This is a genomic window from Acinetobacter sp. WU_MDCI_Abxb74, assembly GCF_025513915.1.
Lineage (GTDB): Bacteria > Pseudomonadota > Gammaproteobacteria > Pseudomonadales > Moraxellaceae > Acinetobacter > Acinetobacter calcoaceticus_C.
The window spans coordinates 1,156,385-1,175,197 of record NZ_JAHPRP010000001.1 but is presented as its reverse complement, the minus strand read 5'-3'; the positions used below and the strand labels follow the sequence as shown (position 1 = coordinate 1,175,197).

Sequence of the window (18,813 nt, the reverse complement as noted above, 5' to 3'; positions counted from 1 at the left end):
CTTATTCAGCTTCTTGAGCAACTTGCTGTGCTTCTTCACGTTGAGCTTTACGCGCACGCTTTTCTTCAGCACTTTTAGCAAGCAATGACTCTTCAGTGATTGCGTGTTCACGACGGATGATAAGGCTACGAATGATCGCGTCATTATAACGGAATAATTCTTCTAGCTCATCAAGCGTAGTTTGACCACATTCAACATTCATAAGAATGTAGTGTGCTTTATGAATTTTGTTAATTGGGTAAGCCAATTGACGACGGCCCCAATCTTCTAAACGGTGAATTTGACCTTCAGCTTCTTTGATCTGAGAGATATAGCGTTCAACCATACCTACAACTTGATCGCTTTGATCTGGGTGTACTAAAAGTACGATTTCGTAATGACGCATTGTCAGCTCCTTACGGTTTAAACAGCCCCTAATAAATAAAAAATTAGAAGCAAGGAGTCATAACTTAAAAGTTATGTCGCAAAAATTGCGAAGGCTGAATTATAGGTAAAAGTTCGACTAAAAACAAATCTTTTGATGAGAAAAGTAAAATTTCTTTACTATTAATGAGGAAATCCTCCCTTATTTAAAAGAGAGGAAGATTTGGAGCAGGAGATTGATAGGTGAAACTAAAGCTTAAACTTAACAGGGTTATTAATATGACCGAGTAGAGGAAAAAACGTTTAGCCCAAAGTTGGTCATTTTCAGCTTTAAATCCAATAATTGATAAATAGAACCAATATGCTGTTAATGCATTAAAGGTTACTAGAAAGAATATATTGGTATAGCCAAAACAATACAAACCATTCAATACGGCTGCAAACAACAAGATATAAATGACACACTCTACTTTCGTGCGATAAATAGAACGTGCAACTGGCAGAATGGGGATTCCCGCATTTTTGTAATCGTCAAAACGATAAATAGCAATTGCCCATGAATGTGGCATTTGCCATAGCGCATAAGCCAAAAACAAAAGTAAGGCGGCTACATCAAAATGATGAGTTACTGCTGTATAACCAATAACAGGAGGACTCGCTCCGGAAATACTACCAATTACGGTTTGATGGATTGAGGTACGTTTTGTCCACAAACTATAAAAACCGACATAGACAATAAAACCAATTATTGCAAACAAAAAAGCGTAAGCATTTACACCGAACCACAAAATACTAAAACCGATAAGTCCCAGAACAAATGCATATATAAGTGCAACAGTGGGAGAGATAGTTTTTGTGACCAACGCACGATTTTGTGTACGCTGCATTTTGATATCGATGTCTTGGTCTATAACATTATTTACAACACAACCAGAAGCTACAACTAAAGTTGTTCCAATTAAGGTGAGTAGTAATAATAAGATGTCTATAGAGCCTTGGGCGGCTAAGAAAAAGCCGCCCAAGGTGGTAATGAAATTACCGAAGAGAATTCCTGGTTTAGTCAGGAATAGATATTTTTTCAACATGACAATCAGTTTAGATCATCATATTGTAGTGAAGGTAATTCATAATCCACACAGAACCGATTAAAAGCACCGCGATACATAAGATTGTGTAGATAAATGCGATCATATTCCAGCGTTGTTCAGATGATGTATTCATGTGTAGGAAATACACAAGTTGTACAAGAACCTGAGCAACAGCAGTGATGGCAATTACTGTAACTAAGATGCCACGACTGAAACCACCCGCCATCACCATCCCGAACGGGATGATGGTGAGGATAACAGACAGGACAAATCCAACAGTGTATTGCTTAAAGTTACCGTGTGACGCACCTGCGGCATTATGGTCATGACTACTCATTAGAGAACTCCCATTAAGTAAACGACGCTGAATACACAGATCCAAACGATGTCAAGGAAGTGCCAGAACAAGCTTAAGCAAGCTAGACGACGTGTATTCGGTAATGTCAAACCTTTAGTTTTGATTTGATACATCAACACCAACATCCACACTAAACCAGAAGTTACATGGATACCGTGTGTACCAACCAAAGTAAAGAACGATGATAAGAATGCACTGTGAGTTGGACCATGGCCTTCATGTACAAGGTGATGGAACTCATAGATTTCCATCCCGATGAACGTTGCACCAAAAAGGAATGTAATGAATAACCAAGTGATCACTTGATTTACATTCTTTTTATAAGATGCAAGTACAGCAAAACCGAAAGTTACCGATGAAATCAATAAGGCAAATGTTTCAGTTAACACATAGCCTAATGAGTCATGGAATAGGTCATATGCACTTGGAGTTCCTGGTGGAATATGACTGCTTAATACAGCGAACGCAATGAAGAGTGATCCGAAAAGAATCAAGTCACTCATCAAGTATGTCCAGAAACCAAAGACCGTTAAATCAGTATCATCATGTTCATGATGACCATCGTGGCCGTGGTTGTCGTGATGAAGTACTTCAGCCATTTCCTTAGTCCTTCTTCAAGTGTTTTTCAAGTAAAGCATAGCGTTCGTTTTCAATACGCTCAACTTCAGCAGCTGGAACGTAGTAATCAACATTCTTAGTGAATGAGCTTACGATCAAGCTAACAACAGCTGAAACGAATGAAACAACAACAAGCCACCAAATATGCCAGATGAGAGCAAAGCCAAGGATCGTAATGAACATTGCAATGACAAAACCAGCAGCACGATCAGTCGGCATGTGGATGTCTTCATATTTAGTGTTGCGTGCGTATGCTACGCCATTTTCTTTGTCAGTCCAGAAACGGTCAATACCGCTTGCATCTGGTTCATGCGCAAAGTTATAGAACGGAGCAGGGGAAGAGGTTGCCCATTCAAGCGTACGACCATCCCATGGATCACCTGTAAGGTCCATGTTGTCTTTACGTTGTAAGAAACCAACAATGATTTGCATTAAGAAACATGCAATACCAATCGCAACAAGAACAGCACCAAATAATGCAATTGCAAGGTAAGGATCCCATTCAGGGTTGTCATACGTATTCAAACGACGAGTCATACCCATGAAACCAAGGATATAAAGTGGCATGAATGCAAAATAGAAACCGAAGAACCAGAACCAGAACGCAGCTTTACCCCATGCTTCATTGAGCTTCCAACCAAACATTTTTGGCCAGTAGTAAATGATGCCGGCAAACATACCAAACACCACACCACCGATAATTACGTTATGGAAGTGAGCGATCAAGAATAATGAGTTGTGTACCAAGAAGTCCGCAGGTGGAACAGCCATAAGTACACCAGTTAAACCACCGATACCGAATGTTACAAGGAAGCCAAGAGTCCATAACATTGGAGTAGTAAAGGTGATGCGACCTTTATACATGGTGAATAACCAAGAGAAGATTTTCACACCAGTAGGAATCGCAATAACCATGGTCATGATACCGAAGAACGCGTTAACGTTCGCACCAGCACCCATGGTAAAGAAGTGGTGAAGCCATACAACGAACGCAAGAACAGTAATCGCGATAGTTGCATACACCATAGACTTATAACCGAACAACGCTTTACGAGAGAAGGTTGCAACGATTTCTGAGTATAGACCAAATGCTGGTAATACCAAGATGTATACTTCAGGGTGACCCCATGTCCAGATCAAGTTCACATAAAGCATTGGGCTACCGCCAAGCTCATTTGTGAAGAAATGGAAGCCGAAGTAACGGTCTAGAGTTAACATTGCAAGTGTGCCTGTTAATACAGGGAACGAAGCAATGATTAATACAGCCGTACAAAGTGAAGTCCACGTAAAAATAGGCATATCCATCAATTTCATGCCAGGTGCACGCATTTTGATGATGGTAACGAAGAAGTTAACACCAGATAAAAGCGTACCTAGACCAGAAACCTGAAGTGCCCAGATATAGTAGTCAACACCTACACCAGGAGAATATTGAATGCCAGACAGAGGAGGGTAAGCCATCCAGCCAGTCGCAGCAAACTCACCTAATACAAGTGAAAGCATCATCAAACCAGCAGCACCAGCGAATAACCAGAAGCTTAAAGAGTTCAATAATGGGAAAGCAACGTCACGAGCACCAATCTGTAAAGGTACAGAAATGTTCATCATACCAACAACGAGACCCATAGCTACGAAGAAGATCATAATTACACCGTGTGCGGTGAAGATCTGGTCGTAATGGTCTGGATGTAGATAACCTTCGCCGCCGCCTTTAGCGAGGAAAAGTTGTAGACGCATCATAATTGCATCGGCGAAACCACGCAAAAGCATGACCACAGATACAAGAATGTACATGATACCAATTTTTTTATGGTCTACCGTAATAAACCACTCATTCCACAAATATCCCCATTTTTTGAAATAGGTGATACCGCCAAGCACAACAATTGCACCAAGTGCCATAAGGACCATGGTGACAAGCACGATTGGCTCTGTCGGGATAGAGTCCCAACCCAGTTTACCAAAAATCATATCCATGTCTTATTCCCCTTGAGCAGCGTGTTCAGCTGTTGCATGCGCAGCAGAGTGGTCAACACCATGATAGTTACTCATATAATGGTTGATAATTGTTTCAAACAATTTTGGTTCAACTGAAGAGTAATAAGTCACAGGGTGTGGCTTAGTCGGGAACGGTTTCATAGCTTCAGCTTTAGCAAACGCTTCTTCATCACCAGCAGCTTTAGCACGATTTGCTAAATGCTCGATCTGATGCTTAGAGCGGTTACCATCACGTAAGGTTGCTAATTCAGCTTGGTCAAGCGTAGTTTTTTGAACTGCTTCTGGATTAATAGTAGAACCATTACCTGCTTTTACAGCTGCTACCCATTCGTTGAACTGTTGCTCTGTAACACTATGCGCCTTGAAACGCATTTGAGAGAAACCGTAACCTGAGTAGTTAGAAGAGAAACCACGATATACGCCAGTTTCATTTGCTAACAAATGAAGGTGAGTTTGCATACCTGCCATTGCATAAATCTGCCCGCCTAACTGTGGAATGAAGAATGAGTTCATTGTAAAGTTAGAGGTGATTTTAAAGCTTAACGGAGTTTTTTCAGGGAAACGTACTTCGTTAACAGTTGCAATGTTTTGTTCAGGATAAATGAAGATCCACTTAAACTGTTCTGCAACAACTTGAATGGTTAAAGGAGCTTTATCTGATTCTAAAGGACGGTATGGGTCATACTTGTGGGAACCCCACCAAGTTAACCAAGCTAAAATACCAATAATAATGACAGGGATACCCCATACTACAACTTCAATTGTAGTTGAGTGTGCCCATGTAGGTTTATAGTCTGCATCTTTATTTGACGCGCGATATTTCCAACCAAACCATAATGCCATGATGATTGAAGGAATCACCACAAGTAACATTAAATAGATCGCAGTCATCATAAGGTCACTTTGACCTTGACCAACTGGACCTTTAGAGTTTAGAAGTACCATATCACCACCACACCCAGTCAAAAGTGCGGCAAGCGTTGATAAAGACAATACAGCTAAAATCGTTTGTCTCATTTTACAACCTCGGTGAAGAGTCCCATTCCCTAATTAAATATGGGATAGCGATTAAAGTGTCGCATGATTGAGAACGCTAATCCTTAAATTTAGACTTCTCAATTATATGACACCGCTACGTTGTAGGGCATTATGCCTCATATCGACAAACTAAGCTATACATAAAGCAGGCTGAAATAATTGTTTTAAAACCCGATTTTTTTTGTAGGGTATCTATTTTATATAAAGCTTTTATTTAAATATCAACTCTCTATAGGAAAAAGGAGGCGGGGTGCCTCCTTTTTTTTTAGACCTTAAATGAATGAGTCATTCGCTATCATTTGATCACTTTTGTTCTTGCAATTTTGTCATGTAGCGCTTGTCGCTTTTGCCCTAATGCAAAAGCATAGTCAATAATTGTACTAATAGGCATAAACAGCAAGTTTAGTATGATGAAAACAATGCTTCTTAATAAGAAGATGCGAGTTAGATTAACTTTACCATTGCTCTCGGCATCTACAATTTTAATTCCAACAATTTTCTTACCTATACTCTGCCCAAACTTTGTTAAAAGAAAGGCTTGAATTGCAAGCATGATTACTACGTAAATAAGCATAGAATGCCAAGCTTCTATAGGAATTAAAGTGAAAAGCTGGTGTTGTAGTTCTGCTGCTTTAGTTGAAGCAACTTCAGTTGATTGCATTTGTTTTTGCAATTCAAATAATTGCTTATATTGAGATTCATTAAAGAAAAAAGAAGGAATTGCAGCTATTGGTAACCAAAGCAATAAATCAATAATTTTTGCCAAAGCTCGAGATGGAATAGAGGCAAGTTCGTGAATCTTAGGCTCTACACGAATTTGACGAATAGTTTCATTAGGGGAGCTGTTCGTGTTTATGACAGGTGCAGAATAACCGATAGGTTGATATACAAGTTTACCTTGGGTTAATTCTCCTAAAGCTTTCCACTCTGTCATGCCTTCATGCCAAGCTAAATCAGTTAACAAAATTTGTTGGCTAGCCAACATTTGATTTACTTGTTCTAAGGTGTAAGGCCCAGCTTGTTGATTATTACGTGCCAAGTAAATTTGCATAAATAAAAATTCTCTGTTCTAAAGATGAAAAAAGACCCACGGATGGGCCTTTTTTTATAACATATTAGATTTGCTTGATTTTTTCTTCAGCAAGGAAGAACCATGTATCTAAAACTGAGTCAGGGTTAAGAGAGACAGACTCAATACCTTGTTCCATTAACCATTTTGCAAGATCGGGATGGTCTGAAGGACCTTGACCACAGATACCTACATATTTACCCGCTTTACGGCAGGCATGGATCGCCATTGAAAGAAGCGCTTTAACTGCTGCATCACGTTCATCAAATAGGTGTGAAACAATACCTGAGTCACGGTCAAGACCTAGTGTTAACTGAGTTAAATCATTCGAACCGATAGAGAAACCATCGAAATGCTCGAGGAATTGTTCAGCTAATAGGGCGTTAGTTGGTAATTCACACATCATGATTACTTTTAAGCCGTTCTCACCGCGTCTCAAGCCATTTTGTGCTAGTAACTCAATAACGCGTTTTGCTTCAGATACAGTACGTACAAAAGGAATCATGATTTGAATATTGGTTAGACCCATTTCATCACGAGCTTTCTTAAGCGCACGGCATTCTAATTCGAAACAGTCACGGAAGTTCTCAGATACATAACGGCTTGCACCACGGAAACCGAGCATTGGGTTTTCTTCTTCAGGCTCGTATAACTTACCGCCAATCAAGTTTGCATATTCATTTGATTTGAAGTCAGACATACGAACAATAACAGGCTTGTCACCGAATGCAGCAGCAAGAGTCGCAATACCTTCAACCAATTTTTCAACATAGAAATCTACAGGTGAAGCATAACCCGCAGTACGAGTCAGAACCGCAGCACGAGTTTCACGAGGTAGACTATCAATATTGAGCAGGGCTTTAGGGTGCACGCCGATCATACGGTTAATAATGAACTCAAGACGAGCAAGACCAATACCTTCATTTGGAATTTGAGCAAAGTCAAACGCGCGGTCTGGGTTACCTACGTTCATCATAATTTTGAACGAAAGCTTAGGCATAGATTCAATTGAGTTACGTTGAACTTCAAAATCTAAAGCGCCTTCGTAAATGAAGCCAGTGTCACCTTCAGCACAAGAAACAGTTACTTCTTGACCATCAGTCAATACTTCTGTTGCGTTACCACAGCCTACAATAGCGGGTACACCAAGTTCACGTGCGATAATTGCCGCGTGACATGTACGACCACCACGGTTAGTAATAATTGCTGCAGCACGCTTCATTACCGGTTCCCAATCAGGGTCGGTCATATCTGATACAAGAACGTCGCCTTCTTGAACTTTGTCCATTTCTTTAATTGAGCTAATAATGCGGACTTTACCAGAACCAATACGTTGACCAATTGAACGACCTTCACAAAGAACAGTACCTCTTTGTTTAAGAAGATAGCGTTCCATTGTGCCTACATTTTGACGGCTTTTTACCGTTTCAGGACGAGCTTGAACAATATAGATTTGACCATCATCGCCATCTTTTGCCCATTCGATATCCATTGGCGCACCGTAGTGCTGCTCAATAATAAGCGCTTGTTTAGCTAGCTCTTGTAACTCATGATCATTTAAAGCAAATTGTTGACGCTCTTGTTTTTCAACATCAACAACGACAACCGATTTACCAGCAGAACCTTCTTCGCCATAAATCATTTTCTGGTGTTTTGATCCAAGGTTACGGCGTAAAACTGAATGTCTACCCGCATTTAATAATGGTTTAGATAAGTAAAATTCATCTGGGTTCACGGCACCCTGCACAACCATTTCACCTAAACCATAAGATGCTGTAATAAATACAACTTCACGGAAACCAGACTCGGTATCAAGGGTAAACATTACACCCGCAGCGCCAGTTTCAGAACGAACCATACGCTGAACGCCTGCAGAAAGTGCAACGACGTCATGGTCAAAACCTTGATGTACACGGTAAGAAATCGCACGGTCATTATATAAAGAAGCAAATACTTCTTTAATCGCAATAAGAACGTTATCAATACCGCGAATATTCAAGAAAGTTTCTTGCTGACCTGCGAATGAAGCATCTGGTAAATCTTCAGCAGTTGCAGATGAACGAACGGCAACCGCGATTTCTGGGTTGCCGTTAGAAAGTGTTGTAAAAGCGGCGCGAATTTCTTGTTCTAGGGTTGCAGTGAGTGGAGTCTCTACAATCCATTGACGAATTTTAGCACCTGTTTCTGCAAGAGCATTTACGTCATCAACATTGAGTTGAGCAAGTTCTGCTTGAATTCGAGCGTTAAGACCGCTTTGATCTAAGAACTCACGATAGGCATCAGCAGTAGTTGCAAAACCGCCAGGTACCGATACACCAGCATTTGATAAATGGCTGATCATTTCACCCAAAGATGAGTTTTTCCCACCTACGAGTTCGACATCGTGTTTCCCTAATTTTTCTAGACCGATTACGCGCGCTTCCAAAGTTTTCACTCCACTTTTGCAGTATTAATGTCTATCTTGGCATGAAATTATAAAAATAAAGTGCTTAGTTGAGAATTATACTAAGCGACAGTCATGTAAGATCAGTTTACTATAAAGATTATATAGTACTAAGACAAATGTTTAAGGAGAATTTTAATGTCAGAAAGTAAACAATTTAAGCGAAGCGTTTTTTTTATTTCTGATGGAACTGCAATTACTGCAGAGACTCTTGGACATTCGTTATTAGCACAATTTCCCAATGTAGATTTTGATATCCATATCATGCCGTATATTGCAACCGAAGAGGCGGCAATGGAGATTGTGGTTGAGATTAATCGATGCCAAACCAAAGATGGTTGTTTGCCTTTAGTATTTGATACTTTAGTTGATCCGCATGTACGAGAAATCATTAATACGGCTAAAGCAGTTAATCTTGATGTATTTGAAGGGCTAATCAGTAAGCTTGAGCAAGAGTTAGGAATCCCGCCGACAACTTTGGTTGGACAGACTCATGCGGTAACCGATTCTGAATCTTATAAAGCCCGTATTGATGCTGTTCATTTTGCGCTTGATAATGATGATGGAGCACGTACTCGTCATTATGATAAGGCGGATTTAATCTTAATTGGAGTTTCTCGTTCGGGTAAAACGCCGACCTCTATTTACTTATCGCTTCAATTCGGTATTCGTGTTGCAAACTATCCATTAACAGAAGAAGATTTGGACGATAACCGTTTGCCAGCAGTACTAAGACCACATCGTAGTAAATTGTTTGGTTTAATGATTGATGCTGAGCGATTAGTTGCGATTCGTAGTGAGCGTAAAGCTAATAGTCGTTATGCAAGTTTTAGCCAATGCCAAATGGAACTTAGAGCAATTGAAGGAATCTATATTTCAGAAGGCATTAAATATTTAAACGTGACTGAAATGTCGATTGAAGAAATTTCAACACGTGTTTTACAAATGACAGGATTAAAACGTCGTATTGGTTAATTTAATCAATTGCTTATTTTAACCATTCAATTTGTGTATATTAGTTTATAAATAAGTTGAATGGTTTTTTAAATATAAAATACAATAAAAATAAAAGTTTTAAATATAAAACTAAACATTATTAAATGTTTTTTATTGGTTATAAACCTGTAGTTCTTTTGCAACTCATTTGTAAATTTAAATAACACTATTGAAAAGAAGTGTATGTATTTTATTGTGCTGAAAAATAGTAATTATTTAATTTTACTAAATATTTTAAAAAAACAATCAAAAAAAATCCACATTTCAAAAATGTTAACTAGGTCACACTATTTTGATGTTGTGTGATTATTTATTTGTTTTTAATTATACTTTCCCACCTCGATATGGGACTATCCGATTATCAAAATGCTAAAAAAATGTGTTTTTTCATTGGTATACATCTTACCTCTCAATTTATATGCTGCTCAAGTGGACGAATTGAGAGAGCAGGCTATTCACACTTATAAAGCTGGACAAACTCACCAAGCAATATTTCAACTGGATCAATTGCTAAAAACTTATCCGCATGATCAAAAGTTGTTAGCTGATTATTTAGTTGTAATGTCAAATGAAAAAAAAGATCTATTAACTTTTTCTCAGCATTTAGCCAATATTAATTCGGTTACTTTTCCAGAATATGGACAGTTACCTTTAATACGTAATTTTCGTGATTTTAAACACTTTAAAAATGCGATTGATTGGTCGAATAAATTTAATATTCAAAAAACGCTTGATGGGCAGATTTTGTTAGCAGTTTTATATGCTGAAGCTCAAGATGCTGTAAATGCCAAAGCACAGTTAGCAAAAATTAATAGTAAAAATCTGAAGACTGATCAACTTGTGCAAATAGCCTATGCATATCGTCTTATCAATTTACCTGTAGATGCTTTATCTGCAATTGAGCAAGCATATAAGCAGCAGCCTAAGTCTTTTGCAGTTTTACAAGAATACAGTTATGACTTAGCGGCTGTGGGGGCTTATAACAAGGCTCAGCAGTTATTGCTTACCAGTGATAAAAATACACAAATAGAATCGTTACAACACTGGCTACAAGTCAGTGAGTATTCTCAACGTGTAAATAACGCTATTGCTCGTTATAAATATTTGAATCGGGAAGGAATGTCGGATAGTGAAGGCTTTGCTGAGCTTGATGCTGTGTTGAAGCAAGGTGAGCAAATGCAACCTTTGATTCAACCGTCAGACCCTAATTATTTAAGATTCCATTATGACTATATATATGCGTTAGATTTCCGTGGGCGTACTCGTACAGTACTGGATCAATTTACTAAACTAAATGTACCTTTAGAAAAACTACCTGCCTATATTCGTCATGCCATAGCTGATAGTTATTTGGCTGAAAGACAGCCACAACAAGCTGAGCTTGCTTTTAAAACCTTGCTTACTGAAAAAAACTATCCAGATATGACGGTATATACTGGACTGTACTACTCATATATTGAACAAGAAAAATATAAAGAAGCTGAACAATTTTTGGGTGAAGTTGATCGACTTGTTCCGATGTATAAATACAGTCAGGCAAAAGGGGTAGACAAAACAAGTCATCCCGACCGTGATGACTATATTACTTTACAGGGTATGCACTTAGCTTATGCAAATCATCTTGATCAAGCAGAAAAGCATTTTCAGAAACAAGTAGATTTGGCTCCTGCCAATGAAGGTTTAATTAATAATTTGGCTCGTGTCGAGCGTTGGAGAGATAAACCTCTACAGTCTAAGCAAACTATTTCTCGTTTAAATGGTTTAACACCAGTTTCCAAAGATACTCGAATTAACCAGATGCAAAATGCTCAGGCTTTAGGGGATATTCCAGAGTGGCGTAAAAATACTGAAAGTCTTTTGGAATATTATCCTGAAGATGGTGGGGTAATTAAAAGTCGAAAAGAGTTAGATGACCGCAATAGACCGACAATTTCTCACTCAACCACTTGGGGCCAAAGTAAGGCAGCCGATAGTAGCGATTCTGTAAGTGGGCAAAATGGTTTAAAAGACCGAGAAATGGAAACTCGTCTTAATAGCCCTTGGATTAAAGATAATTATCGTTTATTTGCTTGGCATCAAGATCGTTTCGGAGAGTACCGTTTTGGCGATGTACATGACCAGCGTTATGGTGTCGGTGCTGAGTGGCAAGCGAACCGTAAGGCGTTGTCAGCGATTTTATCGCAAAGTACAGATGGCGGGCAAGCAGGTGTTCGTCTTGATTGGTCTCAATGGTTAAACGACCACTGGCAATACCAATTGCAATATGACAGCCAAGCTAATATTCCATTACAAGCAATTGATGCTGGTGAGGATGGGCAAGCTTACCGTGCTGCTTTGACATGGCAAAAAGATGAGTCACGCCAAATTGGGGCGAGTTATGGCCTAGCGGATATTAGTGATGGTAATACACAACAAGAATTTTCAACTTTTTGGCGTGAACGATTATTTGATGCGCCGCACCATATTACTTACGGGACCGTTCGTGGATTTTATGGCAGCAATAGTCAAGATCAGACCGCTTACTTTAGTCCCAGCAATCATTACAGTGCTGAGTTGAATTTAAGCCATGACTGGGTAACTTGGCGAGAATATGAACGCTCATTTAAGCAGCATTTTGAGGCTGGAGTCGGACTTTATAAACAAGCAGATTATTCAGCTAGACCAACATACTCTTTGCAATATCAACATCAATGGCAGCTCTCACGGACTTGGCAGCTCAATTATGGAATTGGTTGGCAATACCATCCATATGATGGTCATGATGAACAACATACCTACGGTATTTTCGGATTTGAAGGGCGTTTTTAATGAATAATATGATGTCAAAAATGTTGAGCTGTGTGTTTGCTTCAATATTATTACCCGTACAATTTTCTCATGCCCGAATTGAAACTGAATTACCAAAAAATCATACGGTTTCTTTAACTTTCCATGATGTACGAGATGATGTGTTAAAGGAAGGTGACCGTGATGTTTATGCGATTCAGACCAATAATCTGGCACAGTTTTTAGATTGGCTTAGTCAATCTGACTGGAAGCCGATTCGTTTAAAAGACATTGAGGAGGCCCGCCGACAAGGTAAGGAGTTGCCGCATAACTCTATTCTACTTACTTTCGATGATGGGGCCTTGAGTAGTTATAGCCGAGTATTTCCATTACTTAAGCAATATGATATTCCGGCAGTTTTTGCTCTTCCAACCAGTTGGATGAATGGCAATACGCAGGCAGGTTATGAAGCCTATGGTCAAGGTAACTTGGTGAACTGGGCTCAAGTTCGTGAAATGCAAGCATCAGGGTTAGCTGAATTTGCAAGCCATAGTGACGATTTGCATCATGGCATATTAGCCAATCCTCAAGGTAATGAGCAGCCCGCTGCGACCTCGTATGCATATTTAAAATCTCAATCACGTTATGAAACGGATGCAGAATATCAACAACGTATTTTGCAAGATTTGAAGAAATCCTACGCCATTTTGAAAAAAGAAGTCGGTGTTAATCCCAAAGCAATTATTTGGCCTTATGGCGCTGTAAATGAGCAACTGGAAAAACTAGCGCAGCAAGCAGGCTTTGAGTTTTCTTTCAGTTTGGGTCGTGACGGTATGAATCGGGTGGGTGATTCAACATTTAAACGAAGCTTGGTAATAAATAACCCTACAGCTGAACAGCTCACTGAAGGCATGTTAAATATTTTGAACTTTGAAGAGTCGGATTTATTTAAACAGCCTCGTCACTTTGTGACTATGGATTTAAAGCAGTTAGCAGCTCCACAAAATACCCAAACAGATGAAAAATTAGGGCAGCTATTATCAAAACTGTATAGCTTAAAAAACAATGCTTTAATCTTAAAACCTTTGGAAGATAAAAATGGCGATGGGCAATATGATGTTGCTTATTTCCCTACAGATAAAATGCCTGTTCAACAAGATATTTTAAACCGTAGTTTATGGCAGGCTCAAACTCGTGCAGGCCAAGCGGTAATATTAGAGTTGCCGGCTTACCCTCAGAAAGATAAGCCATTTTTAGCAGTAGGTTTGGCAAAAGATATTGCACGCTTAAATAGTAATTTAAGTGGTATTCAGCTTAATGCGGGAACAGCTTTAAATTGCGAAATGCAAAAAGTAACTGTGCAAGAGGGTAGTTGTATTGAACAATCAAAACATCTAGCCCAACTTAGCCAACTTACCAAAAATGCTGTAAAGCCGTATTTAAATATGAGTAACCAAGGGCAATTTATTTTATTGCTTACTCCTGATTTAGATCATGTAGAAAACTTACCAGCGCTTTTAAAAACACTTTTATCACAACATGATTTGGTCAATTTAAAGTTCAATATGATTGGCAAGAAAAAACAATTTAATCAATTGTTAGCCCTATTAAATACGCTTAATGAAAAAGATAAGCAAAGAATAATGATGACTTTAGTATTGCCGGAAAACTCTCAAAAGACCAGTTGGGAAGAAGTACAGCAAGGGCTGTTTTCGATTCAGCGCATAGGAATTCAGAAATTTGGTATTGATGGCTATAATTTTGAAAAATCAAAAGATGTACATCAATATTTATATAATCCGATTAGTCTAAATGCTAGCCCTGTCATGTATCAGCCTTTTGCTGGATTAGTAGAGGGGAAAAAGTAATGAGAGTATTACTCGATATTCTATTTGCTTTTGCCTTTTTATATCCTTTACTCATGGCTTGGACATGGATGGTAGGGGGGCTTTGGTTTTTCTTTAAAAGGGAATACCGTGAACAAACACTCCCTGAGCCAACCAGTGAGGGGTGCAGTATTATTATTCCGTGTTTTAACGAAGAAGCCCAAGTGCGACAAACAATTCGTTATGCACTGCAAACAAAATATCCTAATTTTGAAGTGATCGCTGTCAATGATGGAAGTAGTGACAGGACCGCCGAAATCCTTGATGAATTGTCAGCGCAAGATTCACGACTTCGGGTTGTACACTTAGCAGAAAATCAGGGTAAGGCTGTAGCTTTAAGATCGGGGGTGCTGGTCAGTAAATACGAATATCTTGTTTGTATTGATGGGGATGCATTGTTACATCCACATGCAGTACTTTGGTTAATGCAGCCATTTATTAATTTCCCGCGAATTGGTGCTGTAACGGGGAATCCACGAATTTTAAACCGATCAAGTATTTTAGGAAAATTACAGGTTGGCGAATTTTCTTCGATTATTGGTTTAATTAAACGTGCACAGCGTACATATGGTCGTATTTTTACAGTGTCTGGTGTGATTGCCGCGTTTCGTAAAACAGCGCTCGTTCGCGTCGGTTTTTGGTCAGACGATAAAATTACCGAAGATATTGATATTTCTTGGAAGCTACAGCTGGACCATTGGGATATTCAGTATATTCCACAAGCGCTTTGTTATATCTATATGCCCGAGACATTTACAGGTCTATGGAAACAGCGCATTCGCTGGGCACAAGGTGGGGTAGAGGTTCTTTTAGAATATATTCCACAAATGTTTAAGTTACGCGTACGCCGTATGTGGCCAGTGATGATTGAAGCTCTAGTTAGCATTATTTGGTCTTATGTGATGATTCTGATATTCATTCTGTTTTTTACAGGGTTATTTATTGAATTACCTTTGCAATGGCAGATCAAAACACTGATGCCACAGTGGTATGGCGTGATATTAGGCGGCACATGTCTGATACAGTTTTTGGTGAGTTTGTGGATTGACCAGCGTTATGACCGTGGTCGCTTCTTTAGAAACTATTTCTGGGTTATTTGGTACCCGTTATTTTTCTGGTTACTTACTTTATTTACAAGCGTTGTTGCCGTACCAAAAACTTTATTTAACACTAAAAAACGTGCTCGCTGGGTCAGCCCAGACCGAGGCTTCCGTGGAGATAACCCATGAAACCTGAGGAAAACAAAGATATAGAAGAGTTAGATATTCCTGAATATATTGACCAGCCGGAATATGTGAAAAATAAAACAGCAAACTATACATTGCAAACTGTTGGGTGGTTTTGCTTAATGTGGTTACTTTTCCCATTGGTTTCACTGTTCTTATGGGTTTTTGAAGGCCACCTAATTTATGATTATGTCTGGGTCGATCATTTATCCGAAGTTAAGACCTTACTTCATTTAGCATTACTCATTGGGATTAGTGCCCTCATTTTGATTTTGTGGGCGAGTTATAACTGGATTAGATTTAGTGGTGAGGACCGACGGATGAAAGCGGCAAATAGTTCTGTTGAACTGTTAGCAGCTCAATTTTCAGTTAGTCCTGAGATCTTAAGTGAGTTGCAAAAGAAACAACGCATCATTTTACATTACGATGATCATGGCAATTTTCAAAAATATGAGTAAGTGATAAAAAAGCATGGCCTAAAAACCATGCTTTTTATTTTTATGCAGTTATTCTAATAATGATGTCGACAGGTTGTTCTATACCATCCATGCTGTGAATTGATGTATTGTTAACTTTAACAATGGGCCAAGTTTGTAACTTACAATTGGGTTTTTGGAGTGCAGCATAATAACTATCAGATTTAAAAAATACTTTTTTAGTCGTTGCAGTATTGGGTGTTAAAAGGCGCTTAAGCCATGTTTCACTAACTTGAGTGTCAAGAAAACGTAAGGCCAAAAGACTTTTTACTCGATTGTTAAATAATCTTCGATTTTTAATAATGAGTGGATGAGTAATTAATTTATTTGTGCCCATTTGACTGTGGGGCAAAATAAAATGAGGTGTAATTTGAAATACGGTCACAAATTTTGCTTGTTGGCAAATTTTTTCAAGATGGGTCACGGTATCTTGATTTGTACCAATAATAGCGACAGATGAATGTGAAAAATCAAATTCTTTAATTGAGGTAGATGGAATAACTTGACCAGCAAAGTCTTCAAAATCTTGAGACGTATTTTGAAAAATTACTGATTTTGAAGCGTTATTTTTAATATTAATACTCATTTTCCAAAAGTCCTTTTGGTTTTTCAATCATGATGTTTTTATCGTTTTAATATAAATAACCAAGCAGGAAGTTGGGGTAAAGTCTTTTCAGATAGATGGTCATCTCACACTTGAAATCAATTCAAGCGTGAGAAAGAGAAGCGGAGTTTTAATGTTCTGTTTTTACATTCATGAGTTGCGTAAAACTCTCTAGACGTTTTGTTGTGTCGTATATATCACAGGTAAAAATAAACTCATCAACATCGTATGTCGCTAAAAGCTTTTGTAAACCAGTGCGGACAGTCTCAACCGAGCCTATTTGTGCCATTGCATAGAAGTTTTCAACAGAAAGCTGTTCTGCTGTATTCCATAGTCCCTGCATTGATTCAACTGGCGGTTTAAGCTTTAAGCTTTCGCCACGAATTAAGCCTAATACACGTTGGTATGCACTTGTTGCTAAAAACTGTGCTTCTTCATCAGTATTTGCGACTACAACAGGTACACCCATAGACACGTAAGGTTTATCTAAATAAGCAGAAGGCTCAAAGTTCTCACGATAGAGTTGAATGGCTTGGCCTAGCATACGTGGTGCAAAATGCGATGCAAATGAGTAGGGTAGACCAAGTTTTGCAGCCAATTGTGCACTAAAAAGACTAGATCCAAGTAACCAAACAGGAACATGAGTATTTTGCCCTGGCGTTGCAATAATCTTTTGTCCTGCTTGAGGTGCATCAAAATATTTTAGAATTTCGACAACATCTTTTGGAAATTGATCTTCTGTTTCTTGATGCCCACGACGTAAAGCTCGCATGGTGAGTTGATCTGTACCCGGAGCACGACCTAAGCCAAGTTCAATACGATCTGGATATAAAGTAGCAAGTGTTCCAAATTGTTCTGCGACAACTAAAGGAGCGTGGTTAGGAAGCATAATGCCGCCTGAACCTAAACGAATATGTTGTGTATGTGCGGCAATAAAACCTAGCAATACTGCTGTAGCAGAACTCGCAATTCCATCCATGTTGTGATGTTCTGCAAGCCAGAAACGTTCATAACCTAGTTTCTCTGCATGTTGTGCTAATTCTAATGCGTGACGTAATGAAAATTCGATGGTTTTATCATTACGAATAGGAGCAAGTTCCAAAATTGAAAACTTGGTATCTTGAAGTGATCGCATGCGATATTCTCGAATAAGGATATATCGAAATACTACGATATATAAGGGTTAATGTATATCGTTTTTTTTCGATATTAGATTTTGTCTCTCAATAAAAAAGCACCCGAAGGTGCTTTTTATGCATGTACAAATTAGCGATTTTTATACCAGCCACGATGTAAACCATTGTCATGACGACGGTTACCACCTTTATAGTGACGACGGTCGCCATCGTCATATCTACGATCATCTCGATCATAACGACTACCACGGTCATAGCGATCATTGTAGTCACGATCTTCAGAAACTTTACGGCCTAGTGCTGAACCACCCGCCGCACCTACCGCCGCACCGATGTAGCCACCGTTGGTACCGCCCATGTTCTTACCGACTGTATAACCAGCACCGCCACCTAAAGCACCACCAAGGGCAGCTTCAGTACGATTACGACGGTCACTAGCCGCCGCCGCACCACCAGCACCACCTAAAGCAGCACCAATTGTTGCGCCTGTTGTACCACCCATGCTTTTACCAATTGCTGTACCAACAACACTACCTAACGCAGAGGTTGCAGCAACACGTGTACCATTATCTGCATGTGCAACCGTCACCATAGACGATGTTGCAATTAATGCACTAGCTAACCAAATATTCATTTTCATCTTGCAGCTCCATGCCCTTTTTACTGAGAAGGACAGTATTTTTATCTTGAGATAAATGTAATCAAAAATTTCGTGATAATTATGGAGAACCCCGAAGGCGATACGATA

General features: G+C 39.0%; 16 protein-coding genes. 5 read left to right on the top strand and 11 right to left on the bottom strand.

Features of this window, described 5'->3' with window-relative positions:
* Window position 1: 1 nt before the first annotated feature.
* The 8 genes from rpsF to ppsA all read right to left on the bottom strand — a co-directional run bounded on the left by rpsF (window position 2) and on the right by ppsA (window position 8,966).
* Window positions 2–385 (bottom strand): 30S ribosomal protein S6, encoded by a 384-nt coding sequence (rpsF, locus tag KTH84_RS05635; protein ID WP_042897058.1) that lies wholly within the window; start codon window positions 383–385, stop codon window positions 2–4.
* Between the two features lie 184 nt (window positions 386–569).
* On the bottom strand, window positions 570–1,448 hold the full coding sequence (cyoE, locus tag KTH84_RS05630; protein WP_202741662.1) for a heme o synthase: 879 nt from the start codon (window positions 1,446–1,448) through the stop codon (window positions 570–572).
* Between the two features lie 10 nt (window positions 1,449–1,458).
* Entirely contained in the window at window positions 1,459–1,788 is a 330-nt protein-coding gene (locus KTH84_RS05625; protein ID WP_133972736.1) for a cytochrome o ubiquinol oxidase subunit IV, read from the bottom strand.
* The gene (gene cyoC, locus KTH84_RS05620) at window positions 1,788–2,408 is read right to left on the bottom strand and encodes a cytochrome o ubiquinol oxidase subunit III (protein ID WP_016145819.1); all 621 of its coding nucleotides are present in this window, start codon (window positions 2,406–2,408) and stop codon (window positions 1,788–1,790) included. The genes KTH84_RS05625 and cyoC overlap by 1 nt, the downstream gene beginning before the upstream one ends.
* Window positions 2,409–2,412: 4 nt before the next feature.
* Window positions 2,413–4,404 (bottom strand): cytochrome o ubiquinol oxidase subunit I, encoded by a 1,992-nt coding sequence (gene cyoB, locus KTH84_RS05615; RefSeq protein WP_133972738.1) that lies wholly within the window; start codon window positions 4,402–4,404, stop codon window positions 2,413–2,415.
* A gap of 3 nt (window positions 4,405–4,407) precedes the next feature.
* The gene (gene cyoA, locus KTH84_RS05610) at window positions 4,408–5,442 is read right to left on the bottom strand and encodes a ubiquinol oxidase subunit II (RefSeq protein ID WP_133972740.1); all 1,035 of its coding nucleotides are present in this window, start codon (window positions 5,440–5,442) and stop codon (window positions 4,408–4,410) included.
* Window positions 5,443–5,758: 316 nt separating this feature from the next.
* Window positions 5,759–6,514 (bottom strand): RDD family protein, encoded by a 756-nt coding sequence (locus KTH84_RS05605; RefSeq protein WP_133972742.1) that lies wholly within the window; start codon window positions 6,512–6,514, stop codon window positions 5,759–5,761.
* 64 nt (window positions 6,515–6,578) lie between these two features.
* Complete coding sequence (ppsA, locus tag KTH84_RS05600; protein ID WP_171253681.1) at window positions 6,579–8,966, bottom strand: phosphoenolpyruvate synthase; 2,388 nt, start codon at window positions 8,964–8,966, stop codon at window positions 6,579–6,581.
* Between the two features lie 147 nt (window positions 8,967–9,113).
* On the opposite strand from ppsA, the gene KTH84_RS05595 reads away from it, so the two are divergent.
* The 5 genes from KTH84_RS05595 (at window position 9,114) to pgaD (ending at window position 16,307) form a co-directional block, all read left to right on the top strand.
* On the top strand, window positions 9,114–9,950 hold the full coding sequence (locus tag KTH84_RS05595; RefSeq protein WP_133972744.1) for a pyruvate, water dikinase regulatory protein: 837 nt from the start codon (window positions 9,114–9,116) through the stop codon (window positions 9,948–9,950).
* Between the two features lie 387 nt (window positions 9,951–10,337).
* Complete coding sequence (gene pgaA / locus KTH84_RS05590; RefSeq protein WP_262472372.1) at window positions 10,338–12,779, top strand: poly-beta-1,6 N-acetyl-D-glucosamine export porin PgaA; 2,442 nt, start codon at window positions 10,338–10,340, stop codon at window positions 12,777–12,779.
* Window positions 12,779–14,605, top strand: a complete 1,827-nt coding sequence (gene pgaB / locus KTH84_RS05585; protein ID WP_262472371.1) for a poly-beta-1,6-N-acetyl-D-glucosamine N-deacetylase PgaB — start codon at window positions 12,779–12,781, stop codon at window positions 14,603–14,605. The genes pgaA and pgaB overlap by 1 nt, the downstream gene beginning before the upstream one ends.
* The gene (pgaC, locus tag KTH84_RS05580) at window positions 14,605–15,852 is read left to right on the top strand and encodes a poly-beta-1,6-N-acetyl-D-glucosamine synthase (RefSeq protein ID WP_262472370.1); all 1,248 of its coding nucleotides are present in this window, start codon (window positions 14,605–14,607) and stop codon (window positions 15,850–15,852) included. Before pgaB ends, pgaC begins: the two co-directional genes overlap by 1 nt.
* Complete coding sequence (gene pgaD, locus KTH84_RS05575; RefSeq protein WP_133972752.1) at window positions 15,849–16,307, top strand: poly-beta-1,6-N-acetyl-D-glucosamine biosynthesis protein PgaD; 459 nt, start codon at window positions 15,849–15,851, stop codon at window positions 16,305–16,307. The genes pgaC and pgaD overlap by 4 nt, the downstream gene beginning before the upstream one ends.
* A gap of 40 nt (window positions 16,308–16,347) precedes the next feature.
* Here pgaD and KTH84_RS05570 read toward each other — a convergent pair whose 3' ends face one another.
* The 3 genes from KTH84_RS05570 to KTH84_RS05560 all read right to left on the bottom strand — a co-directional run bounded on the left by KTH84_RS05570 (window position 16,348) and on the right by KTH84_RS05560 (window position 18,705).
* Complete coding sequence (locus KTH84_RS05570; protein WP_133972754.1) at window positions 16,348–16,911, bottom strand: flavoprotein; 564 nt, start codon at window positions 16,909–16,911, stop codon at window positions 16,348–16,350.
* A gap of 148 nt (window positions 16,912–17,059) precedes the next feature.
* Window positions 17,060–18,064, bottom strand: coding sequence for an LLM class flavin-dependent oxidoreductase (locus KTH84_RS05565; RefSeq protein WP_133972756.1), 1,005 nt, complete (start codon window positions 18,062–18,064; stop codon window positions 17,060–17,062).
* 131 nt (window positions 18,065–18,195) lie between these two features.
* On the bottom strand, window positions 18,196–18,705 hold the full coding sequence (locus KTH84_RS05560; protein WP_133972758.1) for a hypothetical protein: 510 nt from the start codon (window positions 18,703–18,705) through the stop codon (window positions 18,196–18,198).
* Window positions 18,706–18,813 lie beyond the last annotated feature (108 nt).